Consider the following 18,025-nt stretch of genomic DNA (forward strand, 5'->3'; position numbering starts at 1 on the left):
GGATTAAAAAAGCGCACTTTCGTGCGCTTTGAGTAGGGTTGGGTTAATTATTCATAGCGCAGCGTTAACGAAGGCCGGGTGCTAGCCGCTCTAAAGGCGAGGCTAGCCACAGTTAACCAGGTGATCATGGCCACCAAAGCGGCGGCGACAACGTAAAACCACATAGCCTGATCAATACGCTCGTTAAAGTTGGCCAGCCAGTCACCCACTAGCCAGTAGGTTAACGGAAAGGCAATGGCAGTACTTATGGCCACCAGCAGTAGGAATTCTTTAGCGAGCAAGTTAACGATACTTAACCTAGATGCACCGAGCACTTTGCGCACAGCCACTTCTTTTTGACGGCGTAAGGTAGAGAACGCAGCTAATCCAAAGGTACCTAGGCAGGTTAATAAGATTGCCAAAATACAGAAGATGGCAACTAAGGTAGAAACACGTTCATCGTTTTTATATAACGCGCGGTAGTTATCTGCTACCAGCTCAATATCAGCATTGTGCACATTTAACTGGTCACTGACGATCTGCTGCACCTGCGTTTTTACTGCGTTAAGCTGGCTCGGCTCAAAGTTGATAATCAACTTGCCCTCGTTGGCCCAGCTAAAGCCGCACACCAAGATTAAAGGCGATGCCGAAGCCTCACGTGCTGAACCAATGGTGACATCATTAATCACGCCCACAATTTTGAGCACTTCCTGGTTGTCTCCGGAGTTGCTGTAAAGCTCTTTGCCAATGGCTTGCTCAGCACTGTCATAACCGGCCACTTTAACGAATGATTGCGATACCAGCACCCCAGCCCGGCCGTTGCCATCGTCGCCCAGGCTATGCCAATCACTGCCATAGTCGGCGCTCAGGTCGCGCCCAGCGATAACCTCTAGCCCAGCGGTTTCAGCAATATTAAAGCCCACGCCAATAAAAGGGATCACAGCATCATTTAACTCACCGTTATCCGAAGTCACAGTAAAGCTGGTGTTGAATGACGAGGTAAAAGAGGCATCGGTAATGCTGCTAGAGATCACGCCAGGTACAGCATTGATGCGCTGACTCAAGACATTGTTGTGCTTGAAGTACAATTGCCTAGCCGGGATATCATCCACTTCTAAACGGTATTGTTTTTCATAGCCAACCGCCAGTGACTGCAAGTGACTAAGTTGCTGATGCAAGGAGAATGCACCGATGATCAGGGCAATAGATAAAGAGGCTTGCAAAGTCAGCAACAACTTGCGCACCAAAATAGCAGTACGACCGCGCTGAATATCACCGCTGAGCACGCGTTTCGCGCTAAAGGCCGACATAAAAAATGCGGGGTACGCGCCAGCTAACACGCCCACCGATACCACGACCGCGACTAAAATAATGCCAAACTCTGAAAAATAGTTGATCACCAAGGTGCGTCCTACCAATTGGTTAAACGCTGGTAATGCTAATTCCAGTAGCGCGCACGCAAGCACCGCTGCCACGCTAGTTACCAATAAGGATTCCACTAGGAATTGATTAATAATTTGCGCCTTGCTCGCCCCCAGCGCCTTACGCACACCCACTTCTTTGGCTCGTTTAGCCGACTGCGCGATGCTCATATTAATGAAATTAAAAGCCGCCAACACGATTAATAGAATACTCAGCGAAAAGCTGATCAACACCACGGTGTACGAGCCATTTTCTTTAAGCTCATAACGGCTATCGGAATGCAGGTGAATGCCAGGTAGGTGCTCAAAGGATAAGGTCACGAAACCGAGCGGCTGATCTGGGTAAACAAGTTCAGGGTAAGCCTCGGCAAAACGTGCTTGCTCGGCTTTGATATCAGCGTCGGCAGCAAAGCGTACATACACATAAAAGTTATTGAGCTGGTAATTGGGGTTTTCGTCCTGCATTGCCACTAACCCGGAAAAAGCAAAGTGGGTATTATCTTGCAAATCGGCGAATACGGCGGTAACTGTGTAGGTCGTTTGCCCTTTGCTTAAGGTCTCACCAATGGCATTAGCCTGGCCAAAAATACGTATGGCTTCATGTTCGCTCAACGCGATTCTGTTCGGTGCGCTCAGCGTGCGCTGCAAATCACCAAAAAGCACATCGAGGGTAACAAAGTCGGTGATATTGGTGCCTGTAGCAAATAAATCTTTCATTTTGTAATAGTTGCCATGGGCACTAAAATCTCCAGATAGCCGAGGGTGCATTTTCAAGGCAAAGATATCCTCTACCGCACCATTTTTTGCCACTTCTTGCGCTGCGTAGTAATTAGTAATCGGCGCATTCACTCCCATTTCACGAAAGTGTTGCGATAACCGATAAGTGTGCTCAAAGTGGGGCTGATGCGCGTCTACACTGGCCTCAAAACGGGCAAACAGTGCCATTAAAATAGCCGCAGCCAAGCCCACCGCCAAGCCAAATACGTTTAATAGAAAATGTTGTTTATGGGTTACGAATGCGCGTAGCGCAGCCGATAAGTAACTAGTGAGCATAGGAGCACTCCTGCTGATGTATATACAAGCTGAGTAATGCCAATATCTGTCTGCTTCGCGCGCTATTGTTCGCCACTTCGAAGTCGTTATTGTTGTTCGCCAGCATATTGCATATGTTTTTTATCATTGTGATTTTTTGCGGCGATGCCCTATTCGTATCTCAGTGTTAACGAAGGGCGCGTACTGGCCGCTTTAAAGGCTAGCCCCGCAACCGTCAGCCAGGTAATACCGGCAACAGCGAGAGCGGCGATGCCATACACCCAGATAGCCTGCTCAATACGGTCGTTGAAATTTGCTAACCAATCACCCACCAGCCAGTAGGTCACTGGATAGGCTATAGCAATACTCAGCGTCACTAGCAGTAAGAATTCTTTAGCTAAAATGTTGATAATACTGGTTCGAGAGGCGCCAAGAACTTTGCGTACAGCAATTTCCTTTTGTCGACGAATGGTTGCGAATGACGCTAAACCAAAGGTACCCAAGCAGGTTAAGAACACGGCCAACGCAGTGAATATAAACACCACTTGCGACACGCGCTCATCGCCACGCAGTAAGTTTTTATAGTCCTCTGAAAGTAAACTGATTTTAGGCTCATAAATCTTGGCATGATTGGCTAATACCGTTGTTAATTGCTGCTGAATGTATGGCAAGTTTTGCTGATCGATATTCATTATCACCTCAGCCACAGGGCCATAACTCAGCCCACATAGGAACATGATGTTCGAGTTGGCATCTTGGGCATTGCCCACTTTTACATCGGCTACCACGCCGACCACTCGCATTGCTATCCCTTGCCCTTGAGTGGTAATAGTTTTACCCACCATTTCACTCGGCTGTGAATACCCTGCTTGCTTAGCAATAGATTCGGTTACCAAGGTGCCAACCTGAGTGGTACCGTTAATTCGTTGCGCCCAGTCACCAGCATACTCGGCGCTAAAACCACGACCAGCAAAGAGCTTAAGGCCTAAGGTTTCAACAACGTTAAAATCGGTACCTATAATTGGCGTTAAGCCTTCGGTGCTCTCACCATTAGGCCACACCGGTGCCACGGTATTATTGATTGAGACAGTGAGCTGAGTATCCACCACACTGACATTGTTTACGCCTTCAATTGCAGCGAGATTTTTAACTAAGGCACTGCGCTCTTTGGTCAGCACCATTTTGCGCGGCAACTCAGAGATAACTAAGCGCTGTTGCGTTTCATACCCCAAAGGTAAGCTTTGTAAGTAGGCTAATTGCTGCTGCAAAGTCACAGTGGCGATAATTAAAGCTATAGATAACGAGGCCTGTAAGGTAAGTAAGCTCTTACGAACAAATATTGCTGTATTACCTCGCTGTAAATCGCCACTTAACACCCGTTTCGCGCTAAATGACGAAATAAAGAAGGCAGGATACAGCCCTGCAAGTAAGCCCACCGCTACGGCCACTGCCAGCACCACAACGCTAAACATAGAGGCGTAGTTAACCACCAGCTCTCTATCTACCAAGGCATTAAAACTAGGGAGAATAAGCTCAACGGCAATGCATGCGAGCACCATAGACAGCAACGATACCAACACCGACTCTGATAAGAACTGCGTCACAAGCTGAGCTTTACTTGCACCTAGGGCCTTGCGCACGCCCACTTCTTTGGCGCGTTTAGCCGATTGCGCCACGGTCATGTTAATAAAGTTAAAGCCAGCGATAAGTATCAGCAATACACTCAGCCCTGCACAAATCACTACCACCTGTTTAGCACCCCCCGTTTTCATTTCAAACGGTGATTTGGCAGTTAAATGCAGATCACGCAGTGGGTGTAACTCAATGCTCACCTGATAGCTTTCATCGTTAGCGAAGTACTGCTCTGTGAGCGTTTTCGCCAGAGCCTGGGTGTCGGTGTTAGGAGCCAGCTTTAAATACACATAGCTGTGGTTGGCACGCAGGTTTTCCGGGTTATGTTCAAAATAGGCCAGGGACTTAAAGGCAAAATGGGTGTTGTCGGCCAAATCGGCGAACACGGCTCGCACGGTGTACTGGCCATGCTCGTGCATCAAGGTTTCGCCCACCGCATTCACCTTCCCGAAGATACGCAGTGCCTCGGATTCGCTCAATGCCAAGCCATTTGGCGTATTCAACGCCTGACTTAATGAGCCATCTAAGGTGCGCAAGGCAATAAAACGCTCAATATTAGCGGTGGCGCCAAACAAGCCATCCAACTTATAACCTTGAGAGCGATAGGTCACATTGGCAGGGGTAGCCTGAGTTTGTTCTGACAAAGTTAGGGCAAACACATCCTCGATTTGACTGTAACTTTGCGCATTTTTCGCCTGCGTGTAGTTAGAGATAGGGATCACCGCCAAGCCAAGTTTGCTAAAGTCTTGGCCCACGCGATAAACCCGCTCAGCGTCAGGCTGCTGCGCGTCATAGGAAAGCTCATTGACGGCAAAAAGCGCTACCAAAATAGCTGCGGCTAAGCCCACGCTCAAACCAAACACGTTGAGCGCGAAGTGCTGCTTTTGTAGCTTAAAAGCACGCAGCGCCGTAATTATGTAACTTAAGATCATGGCTATGCCACCTCTGTATTAACCGCAGGATTAGCGGCATTGGCTTTATCTACCATGATTTGGCCATCAAGCAGGCGAACTAGGCGGTCGGCATAGTTTCCTTCTTTCTCTGAGTGCGTCACCATGATCACTGTGGTGCCCTCGCGATTAAGTTCACGCAGCATGGTCATGACTTCATCCCCGTTTTTAGAGTCCAAATTACCGGTGGGCTCATCGGCGAGGATCAGCTTAGGATTAATTACCAGTGCTCGCGCGACGGCAACGCGCTGCTGCTGACCACCGGAAAGCTGTTGCGGTAAGTGGTCGCCACGGTGATCGATGCCTACGCGCTTTAAAATAGCTTCAACACGTTGCTTGCGCTCAGCTTTATCTATTTTTTGATATTGCAGCGGCAGCTCAACGTTTTCATACACGGTGAGCTCATCAATAAGGTTAAAGCTTTGGAACACAAAGCCGATGCTGGCTTTTCTCAGCTGTGCTAATTGCTTTTCGTTGTAGCCAGCAATGTCCTCACCCAGAAACTCAAACTGTCCGCTAGTTGGCGAATCAAGCATGCCAAGGATAGATAACAAGGTAGATTTACCACACCCTGAAGGGCCCATAATGGCCAAAAAATCACCCTCTTTAACGCTGAGGTTAATATCATTAAGTGCAGTTGTTTCAACGTCTTGAGTACGAAATACGCGCGATAAGTTAGTTAGCTTGATCATCATTGTTCCTTTAAAATTGTAATTGTTGTGCTTTATCGAAGTTGCTGTAGCTTGAGGTGATCACTTTGTCACCGGGCTCAAGACCGCTGAGCACTTCGTAATAATCTTGGTTTTTTCGACCTAGGCGAATATCGCGGCGAACGGCGCCACTGTTATCATCATTCATGACATACACCCAGTTACCGCCTGAGCTGCTAAAGAATGCGCCTCGCGACAACAACAGCGCATTATCTTGACTGCCGCCAAGCATCAGCTCGACATCCAAGCTCTGTCCCCGCTTTATGTTGCTCGCTTGCTCTGGCAGTTCGACTTCAATTTGAAATTGTGATTGCTGCACGCGACTGTCTATTTTGGTGACTGTGGCGCTGACATCCCCTTGTTCAAGCTCAATAATGACCTCCATACCAGAGCGTACTTGGCTGAGATAAAACTCATCTAAGCGGATCACTAGCTTGTACTCGTTGGGTATATCAATCTGACCTAAACGCGCACCACGGCTCTTTGATGCGCCAATTTCAACATCCAACTCACTCAAATACCCGTCCACCGGGGCAGTGATCAGCAAGTTATCGAGGTTGCGGCGCGCAAACTGAAGGTTTTTCTCGAGCATTTCAGCACTATCTTGTAGCTGTGCCAACTGCACTTCACGAATGCTTTTCTCTTGCTGTTGACGCTCAATGGTGAGCTCTTTACGCGCTTGATAATAAGCTAAGTCTTCTTTTAGCTCAGAGAGCTGCTCTTGAGAAAGCATGCCTTTTTCTACCAAGGGCGCAGTTTGCTTAAGGCGGCGAGTTAGATGAGTGATTTTCAGTTCAATTTCTAATAAATCTCGACGTAAGTTTAAGCGGCTGGTCTCCATATTCATCTGGGTGTTACGCAGAAAGTTAAGTTGCTCAGTAACTTGTGCTTCCCGGCTCATTACATCAAGTTGCAAATTGGTGTTACTTAAACGCACCAGAGGCTGACCTTTTTTGACAAACTCACCCTGCTCTACAAGACGCTCTTCCACCTGACCACCGGCAATAGTGTCGAGGTAGATGGTGGTTTTTGGTACTACTTGTCCACGTAAACTTAATGCATCGACAAATTCGCCTTGGTTCACGGTGCTTACCGTTAAATTACTGGCATTAACCGTTTGGCTACGACCTTGTGAAGAGCTTTGACTAAACCCGTAAGCAGCGGCCGCAACACTAAGAGCAATAACCGACATTGCGACTTTCTTCGCGTGCTTTTTTAAGCCTGATGATTCTATTTTTCTATCCATCTCAGTCACCCAATATATGTGTTCGCTATATAAGGGGTAACTATCAAGCTCCGTGCCAAAATTTAATTCCCATAAATTTCAGCCACTTAGATTAAGTTCGAAATTGTTCTGAGCAATGAGGTGTCCGCTTATAGAACACCTCAATTCTTTACAGTGCCCATTTGTGGACAGGGAATGAATAACTGGGGTAGGCTTAAAAGAAAAAGCCAAGGCAGGGATATGAAACAGGCAGGCTCTATATTAGTGGTTGATGACAACCCCGATATTCTTATCGCCGCGCGTTTATTACTTAAACAGCATTATCAAAGCGTTAAAACCACGGACAACCCTTTTGATATAGAAGGGATTGTTAACGAGCAACAACAGGCTGACCAGCCCATTGATGTGATTTTATTGGATATGAACTTTACCCAAGACTCCATCAGTGGCCAAGAGGGATTCTACTGGCTAAAAAAAATCGCCGCGCAAGACCCCACTATCGTGGTGCTGCTTATGACCGCATACAGCGACATTCAACTGGCTGTAGATGCAATAAAGGCTGGTGCCGCAGATTTTATCGCCAAGCCATGGCAAAACGACCAGCTGTTAGCCAGTGTCGCTGCTGCTTTTAGCCACGCCAAAGATAAGCGCCAAGTGGGTCAGCTCAAACGCCAAACCCAAGGCTTAAACGATGCATTAAATAGCAATAAGTTTGCCTTTTTAGGGCAAAGCGATGCGATGTTAAAAGTATTCGATACCATCGAACGAGCAGCCCAAACCGACGCCAATATTCTTATCACCGGTGAAAGTGGTACCGGTAAAGAACTCACCGCCCATGCTATCCACCAGCAAAGCCTACGTCATAGCGGCCCTTTTATTAGCGTTGATATGGGAGCCATGAGCGCATCACTGATGGAGAGCGAATTATTTGGCCATAAAAAAGGCGCTTTCACTGATGCCAAAGAAGACCGCGTTGGCCGCTTCGAACTCGCTGGCGGTGGCAGTTTATTCTTGGATGAACTGGGCAATTTGCCGCTGGAGCAACAAGTGAAGCTGTTGGCAGCATTGCAAAATCGGCAAATCACGCCCATTGGCGGCAGCAAAACCATCGATGTCGACATTCGTTTAATCAGCGCCACCAATGATAATTTACATGAGGCGGTCGGCGAAGGCCGTTTTCGCCAAGATTTACTGTATCGAATCAATACCGTGGAAATCGCCCTGCCGCCGCTGCGCGAGCGTCATCAGGACATTCCTTTACTGGTTGACTACTACCTCAACCATTTTGGCCAAAAATACAAACGCGAACTTAGCGTTAGCAACTCCAGCATGCAGGCGTTAAGTAGCTATCAATGGCCAGGCAATGTACGCGAACTAGCGCATGCAATAGAACGAGCGGTGATCCTCTCTACCGGCACTGAGCTAGATATTGGCTCAGTTATTAGCGCACCTGCGAACACCGGTAGCGTAGCACCACAGCAAGGTGAGCATTATGATACCTTCAACCTAGAAGAGCTGGAACATCGCGCAATTCGCGCTGCACTCACTCACTTCCAAGGTAATGTGAGCCACGCCGCTAAAGCATTAGGGCTGACTCGTGGTGCCATGTATCGACGCTTAGAAAAATACGGGCTTTAACACTGATGTCTGCAAATACAAAACTGTCGTTATTGTTAGCTGGCGTTATACTCACGGCATTAGGCGCCCAATATAGTTGGTACAGCTTACAATTACCGGCGCTAACCACAGGCATGGTATTGGTCGCACTGGCCTGCATCTGCAGTATTTTAGTGCTGTTTAAACGCCAAAGCCGCCAAGCGCAATTAGCACTTAAAGCCCTGGCTAACGGGGATAGTAGCCTAGGGTTGCCTCGCAACCATCCTATGCGGGTACAGTATAACGAAGTTAAAGAGCAAATATTGCAAGCCCGGTTGGCTGCGGAGCAACAAGCCCAGTTTATGCAAACCCTGCTAATCCATATTGATATGGCGGTGTTAGTGTTCGATGCGCAGGGCAATATTATTGAACAAAACCCGGCTGTCGCAAGGCTGCTCGGGGCTCCCGTGAAAGACCTGCAATCGTTAGCGCAGCTCGGTGAGTTTATTAGCGAAGCACAAAGTCAGTGTCAATCAACAGCTCTATGGCAGCGAGGAGAACAGCAGGACACCTTGTCTATACAAATAAGTTTGGCCACCATCCAAGGGCAAGAGCTAAAAATTGTGACTTTGCAGTCGATTCATGAGCAATTACTACTGAAAGAACAACAAGCCTATAAGCGCTTAACGCGCGTTCTCACGCACGAAATTGCCAACTCGATTACCCCACTGTCATCATTAGCACACACCTGCACCGGTCTGTTGCCACAAGGACTGAGTTTTACCGATAGCGAAGATAAAGAAGACTTAGCACTCGCCTTACAAACCCTGCATAGCCGCACTGAAGGGTTAAGCGCCTTTATCGCACGTTTTCGATCCATCAGTAATCTGCCCAAGCCAGATCTCAAGGCGCAATCTCTTGCAGATGTGGTAACACGTTGTTGCGCGCTATTCAAAACAGACTTGGAGCAGCAGCGTATTGCTCTAAAGCTACAAACCCACAGCGACACTTTAGTGATGTGTGATGCCCAGCAAATTGAGCAGGTATTAATTAACCTGATCAAAAATGCCATAGAAGCGATGAGTGTGAACTGTGCCGAAAAAACCTTGTCTATGGTTGTTGATAAAAATAGCCAAGGGCAGTTATACATTGCCGTGTGTGATACCGGTGGTGGCATCAGTAAACAAGCTCAAGAAATGATGTTTGTGCCTTTTTTCACCACTAAACAGCAAGGTTCAGGGATAGGTTTAGCGCTAAGCAAACAAATTATGGTTAGCCATGGTGGCGACCTAACCTACCATGAACAACCCCAAGGGGCATGTTTACGCTGCGTCTTTGGCTAACGCCAATGGGCTCTGAGGGCGCAGTTAGCAAGCCCTCGCTTCAGCGGCCGCTCAGATTTAGCTCACCTTATGTTAAGGTGCCAACGCTAAGCTGATTCGCCGAAAATGACCGAATTCAGTTTATTATTTAAGTAGCATTTATGTATCGAATTTCAGCGCTATTAGTTTTTTTGTTCCTCGCGGGTTGCCAGAGCATGAGCTCGAAGCCCCAGCCCCCTGTAAACAATGACACCATAAAAACCGAGGCTCAGTCCCCAAGTGTAAGTGAAAAGGCGGTACCGCCGTCAGTGCAACCGAAACAGCCGCAACAACCTCAACAAACACCGCAACAAGTGGACGATGTATGGCAACGTATCCGTATACAATTGAGCTTTGCAGACTCGACTCACCCGGATGTGATGAAACGCGTTGACTGGTATTTATCACATCCTAATTATATGGATGAAATAAGCCGTCGTGCCGAGCCTTACTTGTATCATATAGTGACAGAGGTGGAAGCGCGAAACCTGCCAATAGAATTAGCGCTAATGCCGCTGATTGAGAGTGACTTTGATGCCAGCGCCTACTCTCACAAGCATGCTAGCGGCCTATGGCAGTTAACGCCTTCACTTGCTCAATACTTTGGCGTTAAAATCACGCCTTGGTACGACGGCCGTCAAGATGTATTCGACAGCACAGCGGCGGCGCTGGACTTTATTGAGTACCTGTATAAGCGTTTTGATGGCAACTGGTATCATACTATTGCTGCATACAATGTTGGTGAAGGCCGAGTGCGCAATGCTATTGCGGCCAATAAAAAAGCTGGGAAAAGCACGGACTTTTTCGCGCTCAAACTGCCCAAACAAACACGTAAATATGTGCCCAAACTGCTTGCTGCAGTGCATTTGCTAAAACATGAAAAAATGGACTTCCCAGCAATTGATAACAGCCCAGCCATTTCGCCTCTCCCCATCAAAGGCGCGGTTATTTTAGCTGATAAGTCGCAATGGCAAGATGTGCAAGATCTCAATCATGGCGTAATCCGCTTTCCTGCGATCATCGATGCTCCGCATTTAGTCGTACCCAAGGCTAAACAGCAACACTGGCAGCAGGCCATTGCCAAACAACAAAGTAGTGATTACAGCCAATGGCAGCATTACACCATTGCCAAGGGGGATAGTTTAAGTGTTATTGCCGAGCGTTATGCCCTTAGTGTTAAACAGCTAAAGACGTTTAATAACCTTAGCTCCGATCGTATTCGCATTGGTGATAAGCTGATTTTACCAGTATTAGCCGATGAGCAAATCGAACATAAGGTCAGCTCGGGTGAAAGCTTATGGAAAATTGCCCGCCATTACCAAGTGAGCATTGCCAAATTAAAACAGTGGAACAACCTTTCAAGCAATATATTACAGGTTGGCGACACCCTCACTGTGTTTCTATCACGCAGTTAATCCTGCAACCATTTACTCATGGCCGCATCAAAGGCGGCCTGCTTTCTTTGGTTGAGATGCGGGCAAGTGACCTCACCTGTGGGCATATCCGCTTGCGCCATCGGTGAAGAAGCATCCATGACAAAACAGCGGCCATCTTGGCGTAACAGATAGTTACCCGTCACCTTGTCACCGGCGAGCACCTGCATCGCGCCTGTTGATTGCTGCATTGATGTGATATCTGGACCGGAGTAACGAGGAAGCTCATCAAGCTGTACCTTGCCCATCCCAGCTGATGACTGCGTTTTTGCAAACGCACGAGTGACGCGTTGCTCAAAGTGCGCATAAGGGTTTATTCTCACCGGGGTTTTGTCTGCTTTTTCAGCAGCAGCTCGGCTTTTTAGAGCTTCACTGTGCTGATTAGCTTTTCCTTCACCTTCCTCTTTTTGAACGGGCGCGGCTGAGTGTGAGTCATTATTTACTGAGCGCTGCGGCTTAATCGGCTCTGGCGCATGCACGGGCTGCTGGTTCTTATTTTCTGGCGCAGGCAAGCGAATCATCACCACCTGCATTGTTGCCGGTGGCTCTTCCTGATGCGCTCGCATTACCGCCGGAGTGGCGGTGCTCAACACATACCCAAGAATTAGCATATGGCAAGTAATTGAAATGAGTAAGGCGCGTAAAAACATATCCCTATGCTACATAAATAACATCACCTTATAAGGACTGCAGATACGACGATTTAGTTCATGGGGCTGCGTAAAAATAAAACAAGCCGCATAGCGCGGCTTGTTTTATTATCACTTGGCGAGTGCTTAACAGCTTAGCTCTTTTTTGTAGGCCGTTGCCAGCCGTCTAAATTACGCTGCTTGCCCCGCGCTACCGCCAGCTGCTTATCGCCCACATTGGTGGTCACGACTGAGCCAGCACCCACTGTGGCAGTGGCGCCAATTTCTACCGGAGCCACCAGCGAAGAGTTAGAGCCAATAAAGGCATGATCGCCGATAATAGTTTGCGACTTATTAACGCCATCGTAATTACAGGTGATTGTGCCGGCGCCTATATTCACCTTTTCGCCTATCTGTGCATCGCCCAAGTAGGTCAGGTGATTGGCTTTTGAGCCTTTTCCTAGACGGGACTTTTTCATTTCCACAAAATTGCCGATATGAGAGTCTTCTTCCATAACTGCCCCGGGGCGTAGGCGCGCATACGGGCCTAATGTGCACTTCGCCGCGACACTAGCATCTTCAATCAAGGTATTGGCCTTAATCACCACACCATCACCAATTTTGCAGTCTTTTAATACGCAGTTCGGGCCGATAACAACACCGTCGCCGAGCTCTACCTGACCTTCAAAGATGACATTAACATCAATGTGTACATCCTGACCTGTGGTCACTGTGCCACGTACATCGATGCGGGCCGGGTCGGCTAGACTCGCACCGTTAATCATCAACTGTTCGGCTTGCCAACCTTGATAGGCACGCTCTAACTGAGCGAGCTGTACGCGATTGTTAGCGCCTTCAACTTCCATAGGGTGCGATGGTTGGCTTGAACTGATTTCAACGCCTTCTGAGTGGGCCATAGCGACAATATCGGTAAGGTAGTATTCGCCTTGAGCATTACTGTTCGATAGATTGCCCAACCACTTTTTCAACAACCCGCCATGACAGGCCATGATACCGGTATTAATTTCGGTAATTTTCAGTTGCTCTTCACTGGCATCTTTTTGCTCGACAATGCCCACCAGTTTGCCATTATCGCGCAGCATACGCCCATAGCCATTAGGGTCGGCCAAATCCACGGTAAGCACTGCTAGGCCACGCTCAGGAGTGGCTTTTAATAACCCTTCTAAGGTTTCTTGCTTGGTCAGTGGCACGTCACCATATAAGATCAGTACTCTATCGTCATCGCCAATATGTTCTTTGGCTACCGCGACAGCATGGCCCGTGCCTAGCTGCTGCTCTTGTAGCACCCAATTGACCTCATTATGACCGAGTTGTTGTTTAAGCAACTCGCCACCATGGCCATAAACTAGGTTGGTGCTGGTGGCCCCTAAGGCCTTAGCATTATCAATGACGTGTTGAACCATCGGCCTGCCAGCAACCGGATGCAGCACCTTAGGCAACTTAGAACGCATGCGTGTACCTTTACCCGCAGCTAAAATTACAGTCGTTAAATTCATTCTAATATCCTTTTTTCGCGACGTGACAGCGCACACTCAGCTCACGCTTTAAGTTGGCACATCCTGTGTCCGAACACAGCTGACTAAAAAGCCGCCAGCGATGTTCTGGTATGGCTATCGACAATACCGACCATTGTATCTGCAACAGTGTGAACATAGAAAGAACAGACATAAAAAAACCCGCGCTTTAAGCGCGGGTTTTTACAAACCTATGAGGTTGGAAGCGTTTAGCTGTTACGCAATTGACGAATAACACGAAGCTGCGCAAGCGCCTCTTCGAGTTGAATCGCAGCTTTATGGTAATCAAGCTCGCCACTGCCAGCTTTATCCATTTGCTCTTGCGCTTCACGCTTAGCCTGCTCTGCCGCTTGTTCATCAAGCTCTTCAGCTCGTAAAGCGGTATCTGCAAGGACAGTTACATTATGAGGTTGTACCTCTAATGTACCGCCAGCAACATAGATGATTTCTTCACCACCTAGTTGCTTTACTAAACGGACCATTCCAGGTTTGAGGGCAGTTAGTAGCGGTGCGTGGCCAGGCATAATACCAAGCTCACCTTCACTACCTGTCACTTGAAGTGATTCTACGCGGCCAGAGAAAATCATCTCTTCAGCGCTTACAACATCAAGATGTACGGTCATAGCTGCCATACTCCCCTCCTAGTTACATGCTTTTCGCTTTTTCAACAGCTTCTTCGATTGAACCTACCATGTAGAACGCTTGCTCTGGTAGCTCATCGTATTCGCCGTCAAGAATGCCTTTAAAGCCTGCGATAGTGTCTTTCAATGAAACGTATTTACCTGGCGCACCTGTAAATACCTCAGCAACGAAGAACGGCTGAGATAGGAAACGCTGGATCTTACGTGCACGTGATACTACTTGCTTATCTTCATCAGACAGCTCGTCCATACCTAGGATGGCGATGATGTCTTTCAGCTCTTTATAGCGCTGTAGTACGGTTTGAACGCCACGCGCGATGTCGTAGTGCTCTTGACCGATAACAAGCGGATCTAGCTGACGTGAAGATGAGTCAAGTGGGTCAACCGCTGGGTAGATACCTAGTGATGCGATATCACGAGATAGTACAACTGTTGCATCCAAGTGCGCGAACGTCGTTGCTGGTGACGGGTCAGTCAAGTCATCCGCTGGTACGTATACCGCTTGGATTGAAGTGATTGAACCGGTTTTGGTTGACGCGATACGCTCCTGTAGTACACCCATCTCTTCAGCAAGTGTAGGCTGATAACCTACTGCTGATGGCATACGACCTAGTAGTGCTGATACTTCAGTACCGGCTAGGGTATAACGATAGATGTTATCTACGAAGAATAGTACGTCACGACCTTCGTCACGGAACTTCTCAGCCATAGTTAGACCAGTCAATGCAACACGTAGACGGTTACCTGGTGGCTCGTTCATCTGACCATATACTAGCGATACTTTATCGAGTACGTTTGAGTCGTTCATTTCGTGATAGAAGTCATTACCCTCACGCGTACGCTCACCAACACCAGCGAATACTGAGAAGCCGCTGTGCTCGATTGCGATGTTACGGATAAGCTCCATCATGTTTACGGTTTTACCTACACCGGCACCACCGAATAGACCAACTTTACCACCTTTAGCGAATGGACATACAAGGTCGATTACCTTGATACCAGTCTCTAAAAGTTCAACTGAGTTGCTCTGCTCTTCGTATGAAGGTGCAGCTCGGTGGATAGACATACGGTCTTCTTCACCGATTGGGCCAGCTTCATCAATTGGGTTACCCAATACGTCCATGATACGACCTAGGGTCTTAGTACCAACTGGAACCATGATTGGCTCGCCAGTATTCTCTACTGCTGTACTACGACGTAGACCGTCAGTAGTACCTAGTGCGATAGCACGTACCACACCGCCACCTAGCTGCTGTTGCACTTCTAGTGTCAAACCTGCTAGGTCGCCTTCTGTAATTTTTAGTGCGTCATATACGGCTGGCACGTTGTCTTGTGGAAACTCGATGTCCACAACGGCGCCGATAATTTGGACGACCTTACCTAAACTCATGTCAATTCCTCTCGTTAAACTTTGCCGAAGCGTTAAACCGCTGCCGAACCGCTCACAATCTCACTGATCTCTTGTGTGATTGCTGCTTGACGCGCTTTGTTGTACTGCAATTGCAACTGATCCATCAGGTCGCCGGCATTATCAGTTGCAGCTTTCATTGCAACCATACGGGCGGCCTGCTCAGAGGCAGCATTCTCAACCACACCTTGATAAACTTGTGACTCAATGAAACGCACCAACAGAGTTTCCAAAATGGCCTCTGGTGTTGGCTCGTACAAGTAGTCCCAAGCGTGGGCTGATACTTCTTCTTCAGCTTTTGGCAAAGGTAATAACTGATCGATTACTGGCTCTTGCTTCATGGTATTAACGAAATGGTTATATACCACGAACAAACGGTCAATTTTGCCTTCAGCGAACTCATCGAGCATTACTTTCACAGGACCAATTACGTCCTGAACTGAAGGGGCATCTCCAAGGCCTGCCTTTTTCGCGGCAAGCTGACCACCAAAGCTTTGGAAGAACCCAGCAGCTTTGCTGCCTAGGGTTGCGTAAGTAGCGTCAACGCCCTTTTCTTTCCAAGCCTTTACGTCTTGTGAGACTTTCTTGAACTCATTAGTGTTCAAGCCGCCACACAGACCACGGTCTGTAGAGATAACAATATAACCAACTCGCTTTACATCACGCTCTTCTAAATAAGCGTGACTAAAGTCAAGATTCGCTTGAGCAATACGACCGATCACTTTGCGTAAGTTCTCAGCGTATGGACGGCTAGAAGCAACACGCTCCTGTGCACGCTTCATTTTTGAAGCGGCAACCATTTCCATTGCGCTGGTGATCTTCTGAGTATTTTTAATACTCCCGATCTTGCTTTTAATCTCTTTTCCGCTGGCCATGACTCTCTCTCCGAATCTCGGTGAGTGCAATGCACTCACCTTAGATAACTAAATTACCAAGTTTGCGTTGACTTGAACTTCTCAAGAAGTTCTTTCAACTGTGCTTCAATCTCGGCGTTGTAGTTACCAGTTTCATTGATTTGCGCCATTAGCTCTGCGTACTCGCTTTTAGCGAAGCCGATTAGGCTTGCTTCGAAGTCCATGATTTTGCTTACTTCGATGTCAGCAAGGAAGCCTTTTTCAGCAGCGAAAAGTGATAGAGACATTTCCGCAACAGACATTGGCGTGTACTGTTTCTGCTTCATTAGCTCGGTTACGCGCTCACCATGCTCAAGTTGAGCACGTGTTGCTTCGTCAAGGTCAGAAGCGAACTGCGAGAACGCCGCAAGTTCACGATACTGAGCAAGCGCTAGACGGATACCACCACCTAGTTTCTTAACGATCTTAGTTTGCGCAGCACCACCTACACGCGATACAGAAATACCGGCGTTAACTGCAGGGCGAATACCTGAGTTAAACAAGTCAGTTTCCAAGAAAATCTGACCATCGGTGATTGAAATCACGTTGGTTGGTACGAAGGCAGAAACGTCACCACCTTGAGTTTCAATGATTGGCAATGCCGTCAATGAACCTGTTTGACCTTTCACTTCACCATTGGTGAACTTCTCAACGTAGTCAGCGTTTACACGTGCTGCACGCTCTAGAAGACGTGAGTGAAGGTAGAAAACGTCACCTGGGTATGCTTCACGGCCCGGTGGACGCTTAAGTAGAAGTGAAATCTGACGATACGCTACCGCTTGCTTAGACAGGTCATCGTATACGATAAGCGCGTCTTCACCACGGTCACGGAAGAATTCACCCATAGTACAACCAGCAAACGGTGCTAAGTACTGTAGGGCTGCAGATTCAGAAGCAGATGCTACAACAACAATCGTGTTCTCTAGGGCACCGTGCTCTTCTAATTTACGTACCACGTTAGCAATAGTCGATGCTTTTTGACCAACCGCTACGTACACACACTTAATGCCTGTGTCTTTTTGGTTGATGATAGCGTCGATTGCTAATGCAGTTTTACCAGTTTGACGGTCACCGATAACCAATTCACGCTGGCCGCGACCAACTGGAATCATGGCATCGATAGACTTATAACCAGTTTGAACTGGCTCATCTACTGATTGACGGTCGATTACACCTGGGGCGATTTTTTCGATTGGCTCGAAACCTTCGCTGTCCAGTGCACCTTTACCATCGATAGGCTGACCTAGGGTGTTTACTACACGACCTAGAAGACCATTACCGACTGGTACTTCAAGAATACGACCTGTTGATTTAACTTTTACGCCTTCTTTAAGGTCAGCGTAAGGACCCATTACTACTGCACCTACTGAGTCACGCTCAAGGTTCAATGCGATAGCATAACGGTTGCCAGGAAGCTCGATCATCTCACCTTGCATACAGTCAGCTAGACCGTGGATGCGGATGATACCGTCAGTAACAGATACGATAGTACCTTCGTTACGTGCTTCACTTACAACTTCAAACTGCTCAATGCGTTGCTTGATCAGCGCAGAAATTTCTGTGGAATTAAGTTGCATGCT

13 protein-coding genes are annotated in these 18,025 nt (G+C 47.8%); 3 read left to right on the forward strand and 10 right to left on the reverse strand.

The window, feature by feature from the left end; genetic code table 11:
- Nucleotides 1-47: 47 nt before the first annotated feature.
- The 4 genes from MHM93_RS07345 to MHM93_RS07360 all read right to left on the reverse strand — a co-directional run bounded on the left by MHM93_RS07345 (nt 48) and on the right by MHM93_RS07360 (nt 6,970).
- On the reverse strand, nt 48-2,453 hold the full coding sequence (locus tag MHM93_RS07345) for an ABC transporter permease (RefSeq protein ID WP_239448525.1): 2,406 nt from the start codon (nt 2,451-2,453) through the stop codon (nt 48-50).
- Between the two features lie 149 nt (nt 2,454-2,602).
- A complete protein-coding gene (locus MHM93_RS07350) occupies nt 2,603-4,996 on the reverse strand; it encodes an FtsX-like permease family protein (RefSeq protein WP_239448526.1) in 2,394 nt (797 codons plus the stop codon).
- Between the two features lie 2 nt (nt 4,997-4,998).
- Nucleotides 4,999-5,706, reverse strand: coding sequence for an ABC transporter ATP-binding protein (locus MHM93_RS07355; protein ID WP_022944901.1), 708 nt, complete (start codon nt 5,704-5,706; stop codon nt 4,999-5,001).
- Between the two features lie 10 nt (nt 5,707-5,716).
- Complete coding sequence (locus tag MHM93_RS07360; RefSeq protein ID WP_239448527.1) at nt 5,717-6,970, reverse strand: efflux RND transporter periplasmic adaptor subunit; 1,254 nt, start codon at nt 6,968-6,970, stop codon at nt 5,717-5,719.
- A gap of 219 nt (nt 6,971-7,189) precedes the next feature.
- Between MHM93_RS07360 and MHM93_RS07365 the strand changes: the two genes are divergently transcribed.
- From MHM93_RS07365 to MHM93_RS07375, 3 genes are all read left to right on the forward strand, one after another.
- Nucleotides 7,190-8,587 carry a sigma-54 dependent transcriptional regulator gene (locus MHM93_RS07365; RefSeq protein ID WP_239448528.1) on the forward strand — a complete coding sequence of 466 codons (1,398 nt, stop codon included), beginning with the start codon at nt 7,190-7,192 and terminating at the stop codon, nt 8,585-8,587.
- Nucleotides 8,588-8,592: 5 nt separating this feature from the next.
- Nucleotides 8,593-9,888: an ATP-binding protein gene (locus MHM93_RS07370; protein ID WP_239448529.1), complete on the forward strand. Its 1,296-nt coding sequence runs from the start codon at nt 8,593-8,595 to the stop codon at nt 9,886-9,888.
- Between the two features lie 194 nt (nt 9,889-10,082).
- The gene (locus MHM93_RS07375; RefSeq protein WP_239448530.1) at nt 10,083-11,321 is read left to right on the forward strand and encodes a LysM peptidoglycan-binding domain-containing protein; all 1,239 of its coding nucleotides are present in this window, start codon (nt 10,083-10,085) and stop codon (nt 11,319-11,321) included.
- Here the strand turns inward: MHM93_RS07375 and MHM93_RS07380 are convergent.
- From MHM93_RS07380 to atpA, 6 genes are all read right to left on the reverse strand, one after another.
- Nucleotides 11,318-11,989 carry a hypothetical protein gene (locus MHM93_RS07380; RefSeq protein ID WP_239448531.1) on the reverse strand — a complete coding sequence of 224 codons (672 nt, stop codon included), beginning with the start codon at nt 11,987-11,989 and terminating at the stop codon, nt 11,318-11,320. The two genes, MHM93_RS07375 and MHM93_RS07380, sit on opposite strands and share 4 nt — an antisense overlap.
- Before the next feature lie 134 nt (nt 11,990-12,123).
- Nucleotides 12,124-13,485, reverse strand: a complete 1,362-nt coding sequence (gene glmU / locus MHM93_RS07385; protein WP_239448532.1) for a bifunctional UDP-N-acetylglucosamine diphosphorylase/glucosamine-1-phosphate N-acetyltransferase GlmU — start codon at nt 13,483-13,485, stop codon at nt 12,124-12,126.
- A gap of 227 nt (nt 13,486-13,712) precedes the next feature.
- Nucleotides 13,713-14,135, reverse strand: coding sequence for a F0F1 ATP synthase subunit epsilon (locus MHM93_RS07390; protein WP_130146653.1), 423 nt, complete (start codon nt 14,133-14,135; stop codon nt 13,713-13,715).
- Nucleotides 14,136-14,148: 13 nt separating this feature from the next.
- Nucleotides 14,149-15,534 carry a F0F1 ATP synthase subunit beta gene (gene atpD, locus MHM93_RS07395; RefSeq protein WP_022944890.1) on the reverse strand — a complete coding sequence of 462 codons (1,386 nt, stop codon included), beginning with the start codon at nt 15,532-15,534 and terminating at the stop codon, nt 14,149-14,151.
- Between the two features lie 32 nt (nt 15,535-15,566).
- Entirely contained in the window at nt 15,567-16,427 is an 861-nt protein-coding gene (gene atpG / locus MHM93_RS07400; protein WP_022944889.1) for a F0F1 ATP synthase subunit gamma, read from the reverse strand.
- Between the two features lie 53 nt (nt 16,428-16,480).
- On the reverse strand, nt 16,481-18,022 hold the full coding sequence (gene atpA, locus MHM93_RS07405; RefSeq protein WP_022944888.1) for a F0F1 ATP synthase subunit alpha: 1,542 nt from the start codon (nt 18,020-18,022) through the stop codon (nt 16,481-16,483).
- Between the last annotated feature and the right edge of the window lie 3 nt (nt 18,023-18,025).

Source organism: Pseudoalteromonas sp. MM17-2 (genome assembly GCF_022347945.1).
Lineage (GTDB): Bacteria > Pseudomonadota > Gammaproteobacteria > Enterobacterales > Alteromonadaceae > Pseudoalteromonas > Pseudoalteromonas ruthenica.